The organism is Aeromonas sp. R2-3 (assembly GCF_040908375.1).
Taxonomy (GTDB): Bacteria; Pseudomonadota; Gammaproteobacteria; order Enterobacterales; family Aeromonadaceae; genus Aeromonas; species Aeromonas veronii.
Map to the genome: position 1 here is coordinate 18620 of NZ_JBFODP010000014.1, position 16501 is coordinate 35120.

At 60.0% G+C, this 16501-nt stretch carries 16 protein-coding genes; 8 read left to right on the top strand and 8 right to left on the bottom strand.

The genetic code is table 11. The features are described 5' to 3' along the window. Window positions 1-164: 164 nt before the first annotated feature. Both AB5Z02_RS04030 and AB5Z02_RS04035 read left to right on the top strand, forming a co-directional pair. Window positions 165-2714, top strand: coding sequence for a putative bifunctional diguanylate cyclase/phosphodiesterase (locus AB5Z02_RS04030; RefSeq protein WP_368215346.1), 2550 nt, complete (start codon window positions 165-167; stop codon window positions 2712-2714). Between the two features lie 63 nt (window positions 2715-2777). Next, the gene (locus AB5Z02_RS04035) at window positions 2778-3530 is read left to right on the top strand and encodes a class I SAM-dependent methyltransferase (RefSeq protein WP_368215368.1); all 753 of its coding nucleotides are present in this window, start codon (window positions 2778-2780) and stop codon (window positions 3528-3530) included. A 70-nt stretch (window positions 3531-3600) separates the two neighbouring features. Here AB5Z02_RS04035 and AB5Z02_RS04040 read toward each other — a convergent pair whose 3' ends face one another. The 3 genes from AB5Z02_RS04040 to rhlB are packed head-to-tail and all read right to left on the bottom strand — an operon-like array spanning window position 3601 to window position 6677. Further along, window positions 3601-3855, bottom strand: coding sequence for a Rho-binding antiterminator (locus AB5Z02_RS04040; protein ID WP_236323264.1), 255 nt, complete (start codon window positions 3853-3855; stop codon window positions 3601-3603). A gap of 30 nt (window positions 3856-3885) precedes the next feature. Further along, a complete protein-coding gene (gene gppA / locus AB5Z02_RS04045) occupies window positions 3886-5376 on the bottom strand; it encodes a guanosine-5'-triphosphate,3'-diphosphate diphosphatase (protein WP_005355894.1) in 1491 nt (496 codons plus the stop codon). Between the two features lie 11 nt (window positions 5377-5387). After that, window positions 5388-6677 (bottom strand): ATP-dependent RNA helicase RhlB, encoded by a 1290-nt coding sequence (gene rhlB, locus AB5Z02_RS04050; RefSeq protein ID WP_005339414.1) that lies wholly within the window; start codon window positions 6675-6677, stop codon window positions 5388-5390. Window positions 6678-6790: 113 nt separating this feature from the next. Here rhlB and trxA point away from each other — a divergent pair, with 113 nt between their 5' ends. From trxA to AB5Z02_RS04080, 6 genes are all read left to right on the top strand, one after another. Continuing rightward, window positions 6791-7117, top strand: a complete 327-nt coding sequence (trxA, locus tag AB5Z02_RS04055; protein ID WP_005339416.1) for a thioredoxin TrxA — start codon at window positions 6791-6793, stop codon at window positions 7115-7117. Between the two features lie 204 nt (window positions 7118-7321). After that, window positions 7322-8587, top strand: a complete 1266-nt coding sequence (gene rho / locus AB5Z02_RS04060; protein ID WP_005339417.1) for a transcription termination factor Rho — start codon at window positions 7322-7324, stop codon at window positions 8585-8587. A 108-nt stretch (window positions 8588-8695) separates the two neighbouring features. Further along, window positions 8696-9688: a hypothetical protein gene (locus AB5Z02_RS04065; protein WP_040069856.1), complete on the top strand. Its 993-nt coding sequence runs from the start codon at window positions 8696-8698 to the stop codon at window positions 9686-9688. Window positions 9689-9721: 33 nt separating this feature from the next. Further along, entirely contained in the window at window positions 9722-11191 is a 1470-nt protein-coding gene (gene ubiD / locus AB5Z02_RS04070; RefSeq protein ID WP_005339421.1) for a 4-hydroxy-3-polyprenylbenzoate decarboxylase, read from the top strand. Window positions 11192-11337: 146 nt separating this feature from the next. Beyond that, window positions 11338-12036 carry an NAD(P)H-flavin reductase gene (gene fre, locus AB5Z02_RS04075; protein ID WP_040069858.1) on the top strand — a complete coding sequence of 233 codons (699 nt, stop codon included), beginning with the start codon at window positions 11338-11340 and terminating at the stop codon, window positions 12034-12036. A gap of 219 nt (window positions 12037-12255) precedes the next feature. Next, window positions 12256-13269: a GGDEF domain-containing protein gene (locus AB5Z02_RS04080; protein ID WP_368215349.1), complete on the top strand. Its 1014-nt coding sequence runs from the start codon at window positions 12256-12258 to the stop codon at window positions 13267-13269. Between the two features lie 54 nt (window positions 13270-13323). Here the strand turns inward: AB5Z02_RS04080 and AB5Z02_RS04085 are convergent, their stop codons facing one another. The 5 genes from AB5Z02_RS04085 to livG form a co-directional block, all read right to left on the bottom strand. Further along, window positions 13324-13581, bottom strand: a complete 258-nt coding sequence (locus tag AB5Z02_RS04085) for an accessory factor UbiK family protein (protein WP_005339429.1) — start codon at window positions 13579-13581, stop codon at window positions 13324-13326. Between the two features lie 141 nt (window positions 13582-13722). Then, a complete protein-coding gene (gene glpG / locus AB5Z02_RS04090; RefSeq protein ID WP_160881403.1) occupies window positions 13723-14556 on the bottom strand; it encodes a rhomboid family intramembrane serine protease GlpG in 834 nt (277 codons plus the stop codon). Continuing rightward, window positions 14553-14876 carry a thiosulfate sulfurtransferase GlpE gene (glpE, locus tag AB5Z02_RS04095; RefSeq protein WP_005355913.1) on the bottom strand — a complete coding sequence of 108 codons (324 nt, stop codon included), beginning with the start codon at window positions 14874-14876 and terminating at the stop codon, window positions 14553-14555. Before glpE ends, glpG begins: the two co-directional genes overlap by 4 nt. Before the next feature lie 122 nt (window positions 14877-14998). Beyond that, window positions 14999-15700 carry an ABC transporter ATP-binding protein gene (locus AB5Z02_RS04100; RefSeq protein ID WP_368215351.1) on the bottom strand — a complete coding sequence of 234 codons (702 nt, stop codon included), beginning with the start codon at window positions 15698-15700 and terminating at the stop codon, window positions 14999-15001. A 10-nt stretch (window positions 15701-15710) separates the two neighbouring features. Then, complete coding sequence (gene livG / locus AB5Z02_RS04105; RefSeq protein ID WP_216952428.1) at window positions 15711-16484, bottom strand: high-affinity branched-chain amino acid ABC transporter ATP-binding protein LivG; 774 nt, start codon at window positions 16482-16484, stop codon at window positions 15711-15713. Window positions 16485-16501: the final 17 nt, after the last annotated feature.

Genomic DNA, 16501 nt, shown 5'->3' on the forward strand with positions numbered 1-16501 from the left:
ATTTTGCGGCATAGTGGGATCGAGTCGTGATTTCTGCGACAAAAAGGGACCTTTTGGTCCCTTTTTTCAAGGCTTTTTAATATCTTGCTGATTGCATATTTGCACTGCTCACAGCTCTTCAGTAGAGTCGTGTTCTAACCTTCAAGGAGAGAAAGCCACTTGCCATGAGGCGAGCACTCGATTCCGTCTATCAAATCATCTCAAGTCTGGCTCATTCGAGCGGCCAGGGATATTTCGATACCTTTGTGAGTGAAATCGCCGCTGCTGTGATGGCTGATGTCGTCCTGATCGCCAGCAGGGAATCAAATGCTACCTACCTGACGGTTCAGGCTGCCTACCCCTCCTCTCTTGACCCCGATACCCTGACACTGCCAATCACTGACTCTCCCGATGCCATTACCTGGCAGGAGGGGGAAGCCTGGTTCAGCGATCGTCTGTTGCAGCTGTTCCCCGCGATGCCGCTTGCCGATGCGTGGCAAGCCCAGGCCTACGCCGGGATCGCCCTCAAGGATGCGGATGGCGAGACCATAGGTATCTGCTGCCTGCTCTATCGTCAGCCGCAGGTCAATATGACCAAGGTGATGGGGCTGCTCCGGTTGCTGGGGCCGCTGGCCGGTCGTGAACTGGCGCTGATGCTGCAACGCCAGCTGCCGCAACTCTTGCCTGATACCCCCCATGTGCTGCAGAGCATGCTGTTTCAGGCCCCGGTGGGGATCGGCAAACTCGATCTCGCCGGCCACATTCTCTGGGCCAATCCGGCCATCGAGAAGATGCTGGGTTATCCCCTCGATGAGCTGCTTCATCGCTCCATCTCCGACATCAATCACCCGGAGGATTGGCAGCGCAGCCTTGAGTGCTACGAAGAGATCCGGCGCGGCGATCGCAGCAGTTTCACCCAGGAGAAGCGCTACTTCTGCAAGGGGGGCGAGATCCTGTGGGGGCGGGTAACTGTCACCCTGATCCGCGACGAGCAGCAGCAGCCGGATTACCTGATGGTGCTGCTGGAGAATATCGATCCCCTCAAGCGCCATGCGGAGCAGCTCAAGCTCTCCCACCGGGTCTACGACAACCTCTCCGAAGCGATTCTGGTGTGCGATGCCGACAGCCGCATCATCTCGGTCAACCCGGCCTTCGAGCAGATCACCGGCTACAGCAGCGACGAGGTGCGGGGCCAGCGTCCCAGCATGCTCAAGTCCGGGCTGCACGATCAGACCTTCTATGCCGACATGTACCATGCGCTGGAGCGGGTGGGGGTGTGGCGTGGCGAGGTGTGGAACAAGCGCAAGAACGGCAAGCTCTATCCGCAGCAGCTGATGATCAGCACCCTGCGCGAAGCCGGCAAAATCCAGCAATATATCGCCATTTTCAGCGATCTTTCCCAGACTAAGGTGGCCGAGCAGAAGATCGCGACCCAGGCCAACTACGACAACCTCACCAGCCTGCCCAACCGCTGGCTGTTTGGCCGCTGCCTCACCCGTTTCTGCGAGCGGGGCGAGCGCTTCGCGCTCATGGTGCTCGACCTCAACAACTTCAAGGCGGTCAATAACAGCATGGATCACCATGCTGGCGATGCCCTGCTGCGGGAGGTGTCGGATCGACTGGTGAGCCGGGTGCGCACCGAAGATTTGGTGGCCCGTATCGGTGGCGATGAGTTCGCGTTCCTGGTGCCCGGCATCGTCACCCGCCGTCAGGCCGAGGTGTTTGCCAAGCAGGTGATCGGCAGTTTCGCCCGCCCCTTTATGCTGGCCAACCAGCATCTCTATGTGACCGCGACCATCGGCATGACTCTCTGTCCGGTCGATGGCAGCGAGAGCGACGAGCTGCTGCGCAATGCCGAACAGGCGCTGTTTGCGGCCAAGCGGCAGGGAAGGTTGCTCGGTGCCTACTGCTCATCCATGCGGGAAGAGGTGCGCCAGCGCCACCAGATGCAGCAGGATTTGGCCGAAGCGATCAAGCTGGAGCAGCTGACCATGGCCTACCAGCCGATCTGGGACAATCGCAGCGGACGGGTCGCCAAGCTGGAGGCGCTGGTGCGCTGGTATCACCCCCACTGGGGGCAGGTATCCCCTGCCGAGTTTATTCCGCTGGCGGAAGAGGCGGGATTGATTCAGGGGCTGGGTGCGCTGGTATTGTGGCAATCGTGCCGGGATCTGGCGCGGTTGCAGCAATCCGGCTTCCCTGATCTGCAGATGTCGATCAACCGTTCCACCATGGAGTTCCAGACCATCGACCCCGAGGCGAGTGAGTGGCTCAAGGTGATCCAGCATTTCGGGCTCGATCCTGCCGACATCGTCATCGAAATCACCGAATCTCTGCTGATGGAGAGCAGCGATCAGCACAGGGTGCGGATCGATGCCCTGCGCGAGGCGGGCTGCAAGCTGGCCATCGACGATTTCGGTACCGGCTACTCGGCCCTCAACTATCTGCGCACCTTCCCGGTCGATCTGGTCAAGATCGACCGCTCCTTCGTGCGCCATATCCCCTTCAACGAGCAGGATAGGATGCTGCTCGACGGCATCATCAACATAGTGCACAACCTCGGTATGCAGGTGGTGATCGAGGGGGTTGAGACCCGCGAGCAGCTCAACTTCCTCTGCCAGAAAGGGTGCGCCTTCACTCAGGGTTATCTGCTCAGCCGCCCGCTGGCCTATGACGATCTCATTGATTACCTCGCTCTCAACCGTCAGGGGATGAACCTCACTGTCGTGAGCTGATCCACCGCTTCTGTTATCATGGCCGCTTCTGTACGTGCCATGAGTCTGTCTCCTATGCCCCATATTCAGGTTTTCAGTGAAGTCCCCGCCCGTGATGGCGAGCTCGACACCCTGCGTTTACGCCTTGCCGACGTGGAGTTTCTAGCTCCGTTTGCGCTGGTACTGACTGAAGAGAGACTGGAGCTGCGCAAGCTGGATGAGCCCAAGCTGGGTGCCGTCTATGTGGACTTCGTGGAAGGGGCGGTGGCACATCGCCGCAAGTTTGGCGGCGGTCGCGGTCAGTCTATCGCCAAGGCGGTGGGGCTCAAGTCGGGGGCGACTCCGACCGTGGTCGATGCCACGGCCGGGCTGGGACGCGATGCCTTCGTGCTCGCCTCCCTCGGTTGCAAGGTGACCCTGATCGAACGCAGCCCTGTGGTGGCCGCTCTGTTGCAGGACGGGCTGGCGCGGGCGGCACAGGATCCCGAGATTGGCCCCTGGGTCAGCGAGCGGATGCTCCTGCTGCAAGGCCCGGCGGTGGCCAACCTGCTGGCGCTGCCGGAGCGGCCAGAGGTGATCTACCTCGACCCCATGTTCCCGCACAAGCAGAAGTCGGCGCTGGTGAAAAAAGAGATGCGGGTGTTCCAGTCGCTGGTGGGTCCGGATCTCGATGCGGATGCCTTGTTGCCTGCCGCGCTCAAGATGGCTGAGAAGCGGGTTGTGGTGAAACGCCCCGACTACGCCGGCTGGCTCAATGAACAGAAGCCCAGCATGGCCATCGAGACCAAGAGCAACCGCTTCGATGTCTACGTGATGGCGGCGCTGGCGGCGGGTTAACGGCCGGTGTGAGCCGCAGATGCAAAAAGGAGGGCCAACATCATGTTGGCCCTCCTTTTTCGTAATAGATTCAGTTGGTTGGCGCGAAGCGGATCAGCTTCTCTTCCCCTTGCCAGTTCAGGCGCAGGGTCGCCAGTTCTGCCAGACTGAGCCGCTCGCCACTGTGCAGCAGCAGATACTCGACCCCTTCGCTGGCTTCGATAGTGCGGAGCTTGTCATCCCATTGGCGACCATCGCGGCTGGTGAGGGTCACCGGCAGTTGCCAGCTGGCAGCAATTTCGAGCCAGTCGTAGAGATCGCAGCTGATGGGTTGATAATCCGGCATGATCGGCTCCAAAACGGGCAGGTTGCTGAGTCAGGCTTCCTGTACGCGGGTCGGCCAGCCCATCTTCTGCTGGCGTTCCACTTCAAAGCGCAGCTCGCTTGCGCGCAGGTAGTGTTCATCCATCCAGCCCTTGGGCAGGGTCAGGGTCAGTGACTCCTCTTCTGCCTGCAGGGTGAAGCTGGGCACTGTGCCCTGGGTACGGCGCATGCAGAGGATCAGCGCGATGCGCAGGATACGGGCCAGCCGGATCGCCTGACGACCGGTGACGGCCCCCTGTTTCTCCAGTGGTTCCAGCTTGAATTCGTCCCGCTGGTTGAACAGCAGGGCCGACAACAGCTTCTTTTGCGCAGGGGTAAAGCCCGGCATGTCGATGTTGTCGATGATGTAGGCGGCGTGTTGCGGCGCCTTCTTGTACTCGATACAGAGGCCGATCTCGTGCAGCAGGGCGGCATAACGCAAGATCGGGCGACCGTAGCGTTTGGAGAGTCGCCAGGCCGGTTGCAGCTGGTTGAACGCCTCGACGGCGGTATCGCGCACCCGTTCGGCGTGCTCTTTATCCAGCTGATAGCGGCTGATCAGGCTGTCGGCGGTACGATCCCGGGCATCACAGTCGTGATTGTTGCCCAGCAGACCGTAGATCAGTCCTTCACGCAGGGCGCCCCCCGCGAGGGTCATGCTCTCGATATCGAGTGTTTCGAAGATGGCGATCAGGATGGCGAGGCCGGAGGGGAACACGGTCAGTCGCTCGGCCGCCAGCCCTTCCAGTTGCAGCCGGTCGAGCTTGCCGCAGGCGATGGCCTGACCCATCAACTCCTGCAACTTCGGCAGGGTGACCCGCTCGCTCTTCCCTTGCGCCAGCATGATCTCTTGCAGCGCCTGTACCGTGCCGGAGGCGCCGACGCAGGTGCGCCAGCCGAGGGCGCGGTAATCTTCCGCCACCTTTTCCAGCACCGCCTTGGCGGCGGCAATCGCCTGCTCGAAACGAGCTTCGGAGAGCTCACCATCACCAAAGTGATTGTTGAGCCAGGTGACGCAGCCCATGTGCAGGCTGTTGAGCAGTTTTGCTTCGCTATGTTCGCCGATCACCAGTTCGGTGCTGGCACCGCCGATGTCGATCACCAGCCGGTTGCCTTCCCCGGCGGAGGTCCAGGAGACCCCTTCATAGATGGTCTTGGCCTCTTCCTCGCCCGAGATGATCTCGATGCTGTGGTTGAGTACCCGTTCCGCTTCGCTGAGGAACTCGTCGACGTTGGTGGCAAGCCGCAAGGTTGCGGTGCCCACCACCCGGATGTTGTCGGCCGGAATGTCCTGCAACTGTTCGGAGAAGAGACGCAAACAGTCCCAGCCTCGCTCCATGGCGGCACGGCTGAGACGAAATTCCGGATCGAGCCCGGCTGCGAGGCGAACCTTGCGCTTGACCTTGGCGACGGTGCGCAGGGCACCGGCGACCTCGCGCACCACCAGCATATGAAAGCTGTTGGAGCCGAGGTCGATAGCGGCATAGAGAGGCGAGTTGTGCAACGGGCCTGTCCTTAGCTCTTGCGCGGCGGACGACGACGGTTGTTGCTGTTGCCACCGCCCTGACGATCCCGCATGTTGCGGTTCACCGGCTGACGGTTGCGGAACACCCGTTTCGGCGGGGTCACGTCATCCAGCAGCGCTTCACGGTCGTACTTGCTGACCGGAATGGCGTGGTGGATGTATTCCTCGATGGCCGGCAGGTTGAAGGCATAGTCTTCACAGGCCAGGCTGATGGAGTGACCGCTCTTGCCGGCACGACCGGTACGACCGATACGGTGTACATAGTCTTCGGCGTCGTCGGGCAGGTCATAGTTGAAGACGTGGGTCACGTCAGGGATGTGCAGACCACGGGCGGCCACGTCGGTGGCGACCAGAATATCGAGCGCACCCTTGGTGAAATCCTCGAGGATCTTCATCCGCTTTTTCTGCGGCACGTCACCGGTCAGCAGACCGACGCGGTGGCCGTCGTTTTCCAGCCAGGCATGGACGTCTTCACAGACGTGCTTGGTGTTGGCGAAGACGATGGCTTTTTCCGGCCACTCCTCTTCCATCAGGGAGAGCAGCAGCAACATCTTGTCTTCGTTGGAGGGGTAGAACAGCTCCTCCTTGATCCGCACGCCGGTCATCTGCTCCGGCTCTACCTGCACATGTTCCGGGTGGTTCATGTGTTCGTAGGCCAGCTCCTGCACACGCAGGGAGAGGGTGGCGGAGAACAGCATGCTCAGACGCTCGGTCGCGGGCGGCATGCGGCGGAACAGGAAGCGGATGTCCTTGATGAAGCCCAGATCGAACATGCGATCCGCTTCGTCCAGTACCACGACCTGAATGTTGCTCAGATCGATCACCTTGGACTTGAAGTAGTCGATGATGCGGCCAGTTGTGCCGATCAGGATGTCGACGCCCTGCTCCAGCACGGCCAGCTGCTTGTCGTAACCTTCGCCACCGTAGGCGAGGCCGAGTTTCAGGCCGGTAGAAGCGGCGATGCTGTCGGCATCGTTATAGATCTGTACTGCCAGTTCCCGGGTGGGTGCCATGATGATGGCTCTGGGTTGGTTAACCAGACGGGGCTTGGTCAGCGGGTGAGTCAGCAAATAGTTGAATGTCGCGGCCAGGAAGGCAATGGTCTTGCCGGTTCCTGTCTGGGCCTGACCGGCGAGGTCATGACCTTCTACCAGCAGTGGCAGAGACAGTGCCTGGATGGGCGTGCAATAGTGAAATCCCTTTGATTCCAGACCAGCCAGAACTTCGGGTTCGAGGCCCATTTGGGCGAATTTGTCGGTCGTTAAGTGTGTTTTGCTCATGGCGGTAGGTTATCAGGTTAGGCTTGCAATAATAAACAGGATCATTTCAAATAGGGCAACTATTGCCTTTGTTGATATGTCAATAAAGCCTTAATTACTGACTGGAGTTGGAGATGAGTGACAAGATTGTTCAGCTGAGCGATGCCAGCTTCGAGGCAGATGTAATCAAAGCCGATGGCGCCGTTCTGGTCGACTTCTGGGCCGAGTGGTGTGGTCCGTGCAAGATGATTGCCCCGATCCTGGAAGAAGTTGCCCAAGAGTACGAAGGTCGCGTGACCGTAGCCAAACTGAACATCGACCATAACTCTGATACTCCGCCCAAGTACGGCATTCGTGGTATCCCGACCCTCTTGCTGTTCAAGAATGGCGAAGTGGCAGCGACCAAGGTCGGTGCACTGTCCAAGACTCAGCTGAAAGAGTTCCTGGACGGCAACCTGTAATAATTAAAGAGGAGCGCATTGCAATAATGCGCTCCTTGTGTTTTATCACCTAGACGCTCATCCCGATTGGTGCTAGTTTATCGCTCGTTTGCTAACCTTTTTGCCTGACTCTTTGCTAACCACAGCCTGGCAATCAAATCCGATCAGCATCAATCCAGCAGACTGTCTCCTCATTTCAATCCTTGCTTACAGACTTTCACCACTATGAATCTGACTGAATTAAAGAACACTCCTGTGTCCGAGCTGGTCAAGCTTGGCGAATCCATGGGGTTGGAAAATCTGGCTCGGGCGCACAAGAAAGATATTATTTTTGCAATCCTCAAGGCGCACGCCAAGGGTGGTGAAGATATCTTTGGCGACGGTGTGCTGGAAATCCTGACCGATGGTTTCGGCTTCCTGCGCAGTGCAGACGGCTCCTATCTGGCAGGCCCTGACGATATCTACGTCTCCCCGAGCCAGATCCGTCGCTTCAACCTGCGTACCGGCGATACCATCTCCGGCAAGATCCGGCCACCGAAAGAGGGCGAACGCTACTTCGCACTGCTCAAGGTCAATGAGGTCAACTACGACCGCCCGGAAAACTCCCGCAACAAGATCCTGTTTGAAAACCTTACCCCCCTGCATGCCAACGAACGTCTGCGTATGGAACGGGGTAACGGCTCTACCGAAGATATCACCGCCCGTGTACTGGACCTGGCTTCCCCCATCGGTAAAGGCCAGCGTGGCCTGATCGTGGCGCCGCCCAAGGCCGGTAAGACCATGCTGCTGCAGAACATCGCCCAGAGCATCGCCTACAACCACCCGGACTGTGAACTGATAGTTCTGCTGATCGACGAGCGTCCGGAAGAGGTGACCGAGATGCAGCGGATGGTGAAAGGTGAAGTGATCGCTTCCACCTTTGACGAGCCGGCTTCCCGTCACGTTCAGGTTGCCGAAATGGTGATCGAGAAGGCCAAACGTCTGGTCGAACACAAGAAAGATGTGGTGATCCTGCTGGACTCCATCACCCGTCTGGCTCGTGCCTACAACACCGTTATCCCGTCATCCGGCAAGGTACTGACCGGTGGTGTGGATGCCAACGCCCTGCACCGTCCGAAGCGCTTCTTCGGCGCCGCGCGTAATGTTGAGGAGGGCGGCAGCCTGACCATCATCGCCACCGCGCTGATCGATACCGGTTCCAAAATGGACGAGGTTATCTACGAAGAGTTCAAGGGTACCGGCAACATGGAACTGCATCTCTCGCGCAAGATTGCCGAGAAGCGCGTCTACCCGGCCATCGACATCACCCGCTCAGGTACTCGTAAAGAAGAGCTGCTCACCTCAGGTGACGAGCTGCAGAAGATGTGGATCCTGCGCAAGATTGTCCACCCAATGGGCGAGATCGACGGTATCGAATTCCTCATCGACAAGCTGGCGATGACCAAGACCAACGACGAGTTCTTCGACGCCATGCGGCGCCAGCAGAAGTAAGTCCGGTCAGAAAATGACGAAACCGCGGCCCTGGTCGCGGTTTTTGTTTATCTGTTTTCCGGTCGCCCTAGTAGTATGAGATCCCGATGTCACATGGATGGAGACGTCATGAAGCCTGTTTTCTGGTTATTGCTGGGGTTGCTGAGTGCAATGCCAGCCTGCGCGCAGAGTGCACCGGTCGCGGTGACCGCCGAGACGTTGCAGACTCACCAGCGCTATCTGGCGGGCCGTCTGCAGGAGGGGCAATTTGCAGCCATCGACTCTCTGCTGGCGACCCTGAGTCGCGAGCGGCGGGAGTTCCTGCTGTTGCAGCTGCTGCGGGATATTCCCGCGACCACCCCTGCATCTCCTGCGTTGCAACAGTGGGTCGAGGCTCAGGCCGACAAGGCCCCCGAGTGGCTCATGGAGCAGCAGGTCGACGGTTTTCTGGTGCAGCAACCTGTCTATGATTTTGCCGCGCAGGCCCGTCAGCTGCTGGGGGAGTGGCAGCTGCAATCACTGATGCAGCGCTATCGGCAGCAGCTTGCCCAGGGCAGCTTCCAGCTAAAGTCCATCTACTACAGCAGTAACCCCGATCTCGCCATGCAGCAGCAAGCCCTGTTGCTGGCCCTCGACACCTTGCCGCAACCGATCTGGATGCGGGAGGCGCAAGCGCTGGCCAGCCAGAATATCTATCTGCCCGACAATCACCTGTTGTTCCATCTGTTGCAGCGCACCGGGGAACCGGCGCTCTATAGCATGCTGTGGCGGCGGCCGGCAGATCAGGATGCGCTGCGTGCACTCTCTACCATCAACCGCTTCCATCACGGCAGTGCTGCCAGCGATCTGCTGATTGCCGCCAGTGGCAACGAGGGGTTGAAGGGGGCCGCCCTGCGTCAGCTGAGCGCACTCTCCCCCTTGCCGCCGCAAGCCCAGAAATACCTGCTGGCGGAACTCTCCAACCGTCAATACGGGGCGCTGGTGGCCGGTCTGTTGATGGAGGTGGACGAGCCCCAGCTGCTCTCTGCACTGGCCAGACGCCTCGGCCAGCGTGACATGCCACCCATTGCACCGAGTCTGCTGCCCGATTCGGGTACACCCGATGGGCAGCCAGGGTTATAATGCGTGACCTCCTGAACCCGGTTGGGAACTTGCATGAAATACAAGGATTTGCGTGATTTCATCGCGCAGCTGGAACAAAACGGACAACTCAAGCGCATCACCCGCGAGATAGATCCCTATCTGGAGATGACCGAGATCAGCGACCGTACCCTGCGTGCGGGTGGCCCGGCTCTGCTGTTCGAAAATCCCAAAGGCTACACCATGCCGGTGCTGACCAACCTGTTCGGTACACCTGATCGGGTTGCCATGGGCATGGGCCAGCCCGATGTGGGCGCCTTGCGTCAGGTCGGGGTCTGGCTCTCCTATCTCAAGGAGCCCGAGCCGCCCAAGGGATTCAAGGAGCTGATGGAGAAGCTGCCGATCTTCAAGCAGGTGCTCAACATGCCGACCAAGCGCCTCTCTTCCGCCCCCTGCCAGCAGGTGGTGCAGGAGGGAGATGCGGTCGATCTCGACCAGATCCCGATCCAGCACTGCTGGCCCGGCGATGTGGCACCGCTGGTCACCTGGGGCCTCACCATCACCCGTGGCCCCTACAAGAAGCGGCAGAACCTCGGTATCTATCGCCAGCAGAAGATCGCCAAAAACAAGCTGATCATGCGCTGGCTGGATCACCGTGGCGGTGCCATCGATTTTCGCGAGTGGCAGGAGGCCCATCCCGGTGAGCGATTCCCGGTGGTGGTGGCACTCGGTGCCGATCCCGCGACCATTCTCGGCGCGGTGACGCCGGTGCCGGATACTCTCTCCGAATATGCCTTTGCCGGTCTGCTGCGCGGCAGCCGTACCGAAGTGATCAAGGCCATCAGCTGCGATTTGGAGGTGCCCGCCAGCGCCGAGATCGTGCTGGAAGGCTATCTGGAGCCGGGTGAGATGGCGCCGGAAGGCCCTTATGGCGACCACACCGGCTACTACAACGAGGTGGACGAGTTCCCGGTCTTCACCATCACCCACATCACCAAGCGGCGCGATGCCATCTATCACAGCACCTATACCGGCCGTCCGCCCGATGAACCGGCGGTACTGGGTCTGGCGCTGAACGAGGTGTTTGTGCCGCTGCTGCAGAAGCAGTTCCCCGAGATTGTGGACTTCTATCTGCCGCCGGAGGGGTGCTCCTACCGGATGGCGGTGGTGACTATCAAGAAACGCTACCCGGGCCACGCCAAGCGGGTGATGCTGGGGGTCTGGTCCTTCCTGCGCCAGTTCATGTACACCAAGTTCGTGGTGGTGTGTGACGACGACGTCAACGCCCGCGATTGGAAGGATGTGATCTGGGCCATCACCACCCGGATGGATCCGGCACGGGACACCACCTTGATCGAGCACACCCCGATCGACTATCTGGACTTCGCCTCGCCGGTCTCCGGCCTCGGCTCCAAGATGGGGCTGGATGCCACCAACAAGTGGCCGGGCGAGACCAATCGGGAGTGGGGTCAGCCCATAGTTCAGGATGAGGCGGTGAAGCAGAAGGTCGATGCCATCTGGGATGAGCTCAATATCCTCGGATGAGGCAAACATGACAGCTTTGCTGCAAAAAGTGATGCGATCCGCACTGATTTGAGTATTCTCGACTGACGGGGCCAGGGCTGCTGGTCGTCACTCCATAGTGAAACAATGAGCGAAGCGGGCCGAGCGAGCCCGCCACAAGGACAAGAATGCAACGTATCAAATGCCGCGTAGAGGAACTGCGCGAATATGTCGACACCATCTGGCATGTGGCCCTGACGCCGCAGCAAGCGATCAGCTTCAAGCCGGGCCAGTATCTGCTGGTGGTGATGAGCGATTCGGACAAGCGCCCCTTCTCCATCGCCAACTCGCCGACCCGTCCGGGCGTGCTGGAGCTGCAAATCGGTGCTACTCCCGAGAACGCCTACGCCGGTCAGGTGCTGGCCCGCATGCGCGAGCAGGGGGAGATCGAGGTTGAATTGCCGGCTGGCAAGGCGTTCCTGCGCGATGAATCCCCCCGTCCACTGATCCTGATGGCGGGCGGCACCGGTTTCTCTTACGCCCGCTCCATTCTGGAGTACCTGATCGACACGGGCTGCAAGCGTCCGGTGTTCTTCTACTGGGGTGTGCGTCAGGCTCACTGGCTCTATGAGCTGGAGCAGATGCAGCAGTGGGAGCGTGACTATGCACCGCTCACCTTTATTCCGGTGGTGCAGGAGCCTGAGGCTGACTGGACCGGCAAGAGCGGGCTGGTACACAAGGCGATCATGGATGATTTCGTCAGTCTCCACGACTACGACATCTATGTCGCCGGCCGTTTCGAGATGGCGGGTGCCGCGCGGGAGGAGTTCAAGATCCTTGGCGCCGAGCCGGAGCGCATCTTTGGTGACGCCTACGAATTTATCTGACGGGATCCCCGTCTGGATGACGCAGCCCCCGGTTTTGCCGGGGGCTTTTGTTTTTAGGGCTCCCGCAGTACCTGATCGTACCGAATGGTTGGATTATCGCGGAGTTATCCCATTATTTTTCAATATTTTGGCTATGAATGGCTACTAATCGAACGTAGCTGATGGCATCTTTGTGGGGGATTGACAAGAGCATCCATAGAGCAAGCACAAGGAGGCGCAGTGTTGAGTGAAGAGGGCAGGGCATCTGCGGAGGATGACAGGGGAGAGACTGGCTCTGTCGAGCGGGTCGCAACGCTGATCCCGTCCCCTCATGGCGGTGAAATGGCCCGTTTGCAGGCAGAGATCGCCGCTTTGAAGCATGAAAACGGCCTGTTGCAGGAGAAGCTCAATGCCGCCCTCGATGGCACCGGCATCTGTCTCTGGCAGGGCACCATTCCCACCGGCGAGCTGCGCGTCTTCAATCTGCAGAACTTTCAGGCCGGTGACATGGCCCCTCATTTCGATCAGTGGAGCGCCAAGCTCCATCCCGACGATCGCGCCCATGCCATGGGCAGCTACTTTGCCCACCTTGAGGGCAAAACTCCCTTCTATGAAGCCGAATACCGTACCATCAATCCGCAAGGCGAGGTTACCTGGCTGTGGGATAGGGGACGGGTCGTCGATCGGGATGGCGATGGCAAGCCGCTGCGGATCATGGGCTCCCATATCGATATCACCCAGCGCAAGGCTTATGAGCAGCGACTGGCGGAGCGTGCCAACAGCGACGCGCTGACCGGTTTGCTCAACCGGCAGGGGTTTGGCAAGGCGTTCGCCCAGCTGCAGCCGCAAGGAGCGGGGGCGCTGCTCTTTATCGATCTGGATGATTTCAAGGGGATCAATGACCAGCTGGGCCATGCCTGCGGCGATCTGGTGTTGCAGCAGATGGCGGACTGGCTGCGCCTTATTATGCCTGGCTCGGCGCTATGTGGCCGTTACGGCGGCGACGAGTTTGTGGTGCATCTGCACCGGGATGTGTCGAGCCATGGCCTGGCGCAACTGGCTGATGCCCTGATCAGCCGGATGCACGGCTATGTGCCCAAACTCGGTTGCCCGCAACGGGTGGGGCTGAGTATCGGTATCGCCCTGTGGGAGGAGGAGCCATTGAGCTTCCGGCAGGCATTGGAGGTTGCCGACCGTGCCATGTATGAGGCCAAGGCGCGCGGCAAGCGAGCCTGGTATCTGCTTCAGGTGTGATGGTTTTTACAGGTTCAATTCAAAGCAAAAACCCCAGCCGAGCTGGGGTTTTCATTATTCGCCTTTGGCGCCGAGCTGCTGCTCGAGCTGAGCCAGCTTGCTTTCGAGGGCGGCCAGTTTTTCACGGGTACGCAGCAGCACCTTGGTCTGCACGTCGAACTCTTCGCGGCTGACCAGATCCAGCTTGCCCAACTGGGCTTGCAGTACCTGACGCATCTTCTTCTCGGCCTCTTCACCCATGCTGCGAATGCCGGGCGGCAGGGAGTTGTGCACCTGCTTGGCGATCTCTTCCAGTTTCTTCGGGTCGATCATGATGTCCTCCTTAAGCGTTGGCGGACATTCTACCGACAATTCCCTCACTTTGCCGAGATCACGGCGGCTTTTTACCATTTGTGCTGGCAAGCAAACGCCGCCCTTCGGGGCGGCGTTCTCGTTTCTGCGGCTGCTGAAAAATCAGGTCGGCTGGTGGTTGCGATCCAGCCAGCCTTGCAGCAGGCCGACCAACAGACCGGTCAGGTGGGCGATATTGGCGGTGCTGGTTCCGAGCATGTCGAAGAAGCCGAGCACCATCCAGAACAACATAAAACCCATCAGTGCCGGTGGCAGAGTGAGGCCGCAGGCCGGTTGCAGCTTGCTGCGCAGCCAGCAGTAGCCGAGCAGGGCATAGACCACGCCGGAGAGGCCGCCAAACAGCGGGCCGCTGGCAAAGAACTCGGCGATATTGGGTAGGGCGGCGCCCACCAGCAGCAGGATTAGCAGCTTGCCGCTGCCGAGGCGCTGTTCGATCTGGCCGCCGAGATACCACCACCAGAGCAAGTTGAACACCAGATGGAGCACCGAGAAGTGGATCAGGGCGGGGGTGAAATAGCGCCACGCCTGCCAGTCGGTGAACTGGGCCAGCGTCGGGTGGAATGCCAGTTGATCAAAAATGGGCAGGCCGATGGCCTCGATGCCGTAGATGGCAAGACAGGCGATGATGACCACCAGCGTCAGTGGCCCTGCCTGATGGAGGAAGTCGGTGATGGGATCCGTCATCCCCTTGCTGTAGTCGATGCGGGCATCTGCGCGGCCGGATTGCCAGGAGGCCTCCATGTAGCGCGGGTGGCCCGGCTCGGCCAGAAAGCGCTTCACCTCCAGCTGGGCCTGAGCGAGGCGCTGCTCGTCCGCCAGCCAGATGGTGACCCCCAGCTCGGACTGGGTCAGCTCGCAGGAGATCCCCAGGGTAGCCAGATAGTCCACCAGCGCCTGTGCCATGCGGGCGTTGTCGAGCACCAGCAGCTGGATCATGCCTCGCCTGCCTCGATGGGAAACTCCCGGCGCCACGCTTCAAAGCCGCCATCCAGACTGTAGACCTCGTCATAACCCTGTTGCAGCAGGTATTGAGCCGCCCCCTGACTGCTGTTGCCGTGATAGCACATCACGATGACCGGGGTATCGAAATCCACTTCGTTCATAAAGCGCACCAGGGTGCCGTTGGTGAGGTGGAAGGCGCCGACCGCGTGGGCCGCTTCAAAGGATTGCGGGTCGCGAATATCCACCAGACGGGCTTCACCCGCGCTCAGTTTCTGGTGGGCATCATGGGCATTGATATGGGCAAACTGGTCCATCGGGATGTCCTGCGAATAGGTTGATTACGGGCCAGTGTACCGCAAGCTTGGGCGCAAACTAACCCCACAAAAGATAAGGGAGCCAGCGGCTCCCTTGTTGATATGGCATGCGGGTCAGTGGGTTAACCGCCCAGATAGGCCTGCCGTACCGCCGGGTTGGCCAGCAGGGCGGCTCCTGTGTCTTGCAGCACCACGTGGCCGTTCTCCAGCACATAGCCGCGGTCGGCCAGCTTGAGCGCCTGGTTGGCGTTCTGCTCCACCAGAAAGATGGTCATCCCCTTCTGCCGCAACTGTTCGATGGTGTCGAAGATCTGCTGGATGACGATGGGGGCCAGCCCCAGCGAGGGTTCATCCAGCAGCAGCAGGCGCGGTTTGCTCATCAGGGCGCGGCCAATGGCCAGCATCTGCTGCTCGCCGCCGGACATGGTGCCCGCCCGTTGTTGCAGGCGCTCATGCAGGCGCGGGAACAGGGTAAACACCTGATCCAGCAGGCCATGCTGCGCGGTTTTGTCGACGAAGAAGGCGCCCATCAGCAGGTTCTCCTCCACCGTCAGGCGGGCGAAGATGCGGCGCCCCTCCGGTACCACGGCGATATCCTTGCGCATGATGCGGGCGGTGGTGAGGGAGCTGATCTGTTCCCCCTCAAACCAGATGGAGCCACTGCTGGGCTTGGGTTCGCCGCAGAGGGTCATCAGCAGGGTAGTCTTGCCCGCGCCGTTGGCACCGATCAGGGTGACGATTTCCCCCTCTTTCACCTCGACGCTGACATCGTGCAGTGCCTGAATTTTGCCGTAGTGGGTCGATACGTTGCGAAGTTCTAACATCTTGTTTTCCTTACGACTCGCCCAGATAGGCCTTGATCACTGCCGGGTTGTTACGGATCTCATCCGGCTTGCCGTGGGCCAGCGGGGTGCCCTGGCTGACCACGAAGATACGGTTGGAGATGCCCATCACCAGCTTCATATCGTGTTCGATCAGCAGCACCGAGACCCCGAATTCGTCCCGCAGGCTCATGATGAGCTCGTCCAGCTCGTCGGTCTCCTTCGGGTTGAGACCGGCGGCCGGTTCGTCCAGCATCAGCAGCTCGGGACGGGTCGCCATGCAGCGGGCGATCTCGAGGCGGCGCTGCTGACCGTAGGCCAGATTACCGGCGGCGCGGTTGGCAAGATCCTTGAGGCCCACTTTATCCAGCCAGAAGGCGGCCCGCTCCAGCCCCTCCTGCTCCGCCCGGCGGAAGGCCGGAGTCTTGAACAGACCGGCGATAAAGCTGGTGTTGAGGTGCTGGTGCTGGGCAACCAGCAGGTTCTCCACCGCTGTCATCTCCTTGAACAGCCGCACGTGCTGGAAGGTACGCACAATCCCCTTGCGGGCGATGAGGTGGCCGGGCAGCCCCTGGATCTCCTCACCCTTGTAGCGGATGGTGCCGCCGCTCGGACAGTAGAAACCGGTCAGGCAGTTGAAGATGGTGGTCTTGCCCGCACCGTTGGGGCCGATGATGGAGATCACCTCGCCCTTGTCGATATCCAGTTTTACCCCGTTGACTGCCAGCAGGCCCCCGAAGCGCATCGACAAATCAGAGACTTCCAATAACTTTTGATTAGTACTCATTTTCTCAGCTCCCGTTT

Excerpts from the sequence above, each read along its gene's own strand:
- livG (WP_216952428.1), bottom strand. The coding sequence starts at position 16,484 with ATGAGTACTAATCAAAAGTTATTGGAAGTCTCTGATTTGTCGATGCGC.
- rhlB (WP_005339414.1), bottom strand. The coding sequence starts at position 6,677 with ATGAGCAAAACACACTTAACGACCGACAAATTCGCCCAAATGGGCCTC.
- fre (WP_040069858.1), top strand. The coding sequence starts at position 11,338 with ATGCAACGTATCAAATGCCGCGTAGAGGAACTGCGCGAATATGTCGAC.
- ubiD (WP_005339421.1), top strand. The coding sequence starts at position 9,722 with ATGAAATACAAGGATTTGCGTGATTTCATCGCGCAGCTGGAACAAAAC.
- trxA (WP_005339416.1), top strand. The coding sequence starts at position 6,791 with ATGAGTGACAAGATTGTTCAGCTGAGCGATGCCAGCTTCGAGGCAGAT.
- glpG (WP_160881403.1), bottom strand. The coding sequence starts at position 14,556 with ATGATCCAGCTGCTGGTGCTCGACAACGCCCGCATGGCACAGGCGCTG.
- glpE (WP_005355913.1), bottom strand. The coding sequence starts at position 14,876 with ATGGACCAGTTTGCCCATATCAATGCCCATGATGCCCACCAGAAACTG.
- rho (WP_005339417.1), top strand. The coding sequence starts at position 7,322 with ATGAATCTGACTGAATTAAAGAACACTCCTGTGTCCGAGCTGGTCAAG.
- AB5Z02_RS04085 (WP_005339429.1), bottom strand. The coding sequence starts at position 13,581 with ATGATCGACCCGAAGAAACTGGAAGAGATCGCCAAGCAGGTGCACAAC.
- AB5Z02_RS04030 (WP_368215346.1), top strand. The coding sequence starts at position 165 with ATGAGGCGAGCACTCGATTCCGTCTATCAAATCATCTCAAGTCTGGCT.
- AB5Z02_RS04100 (WP_368215351.1), bottom strand. The coding sequence starts at position 15,700 with ATGTTAGAACTTCGCAACGTATCGACCCACTACGGCAAAATTCAGGCA.
- AB5Z02_RS04065 (WP_040069856.1), top strand. The coding sequence starts at position 8,696 with ATGAAGCCTGTTTTCTGGTTATTGCTGGGGTTGCTGAGTGCAATGCCA.
- AB5Z02_RS04040 (WP_236323264.1), bottom strand. The coding sequence starts at position 3,855 with ATGCCGGATTATCAACCCATCAGCTGCGATCTCTACGACTGGCTCGAA.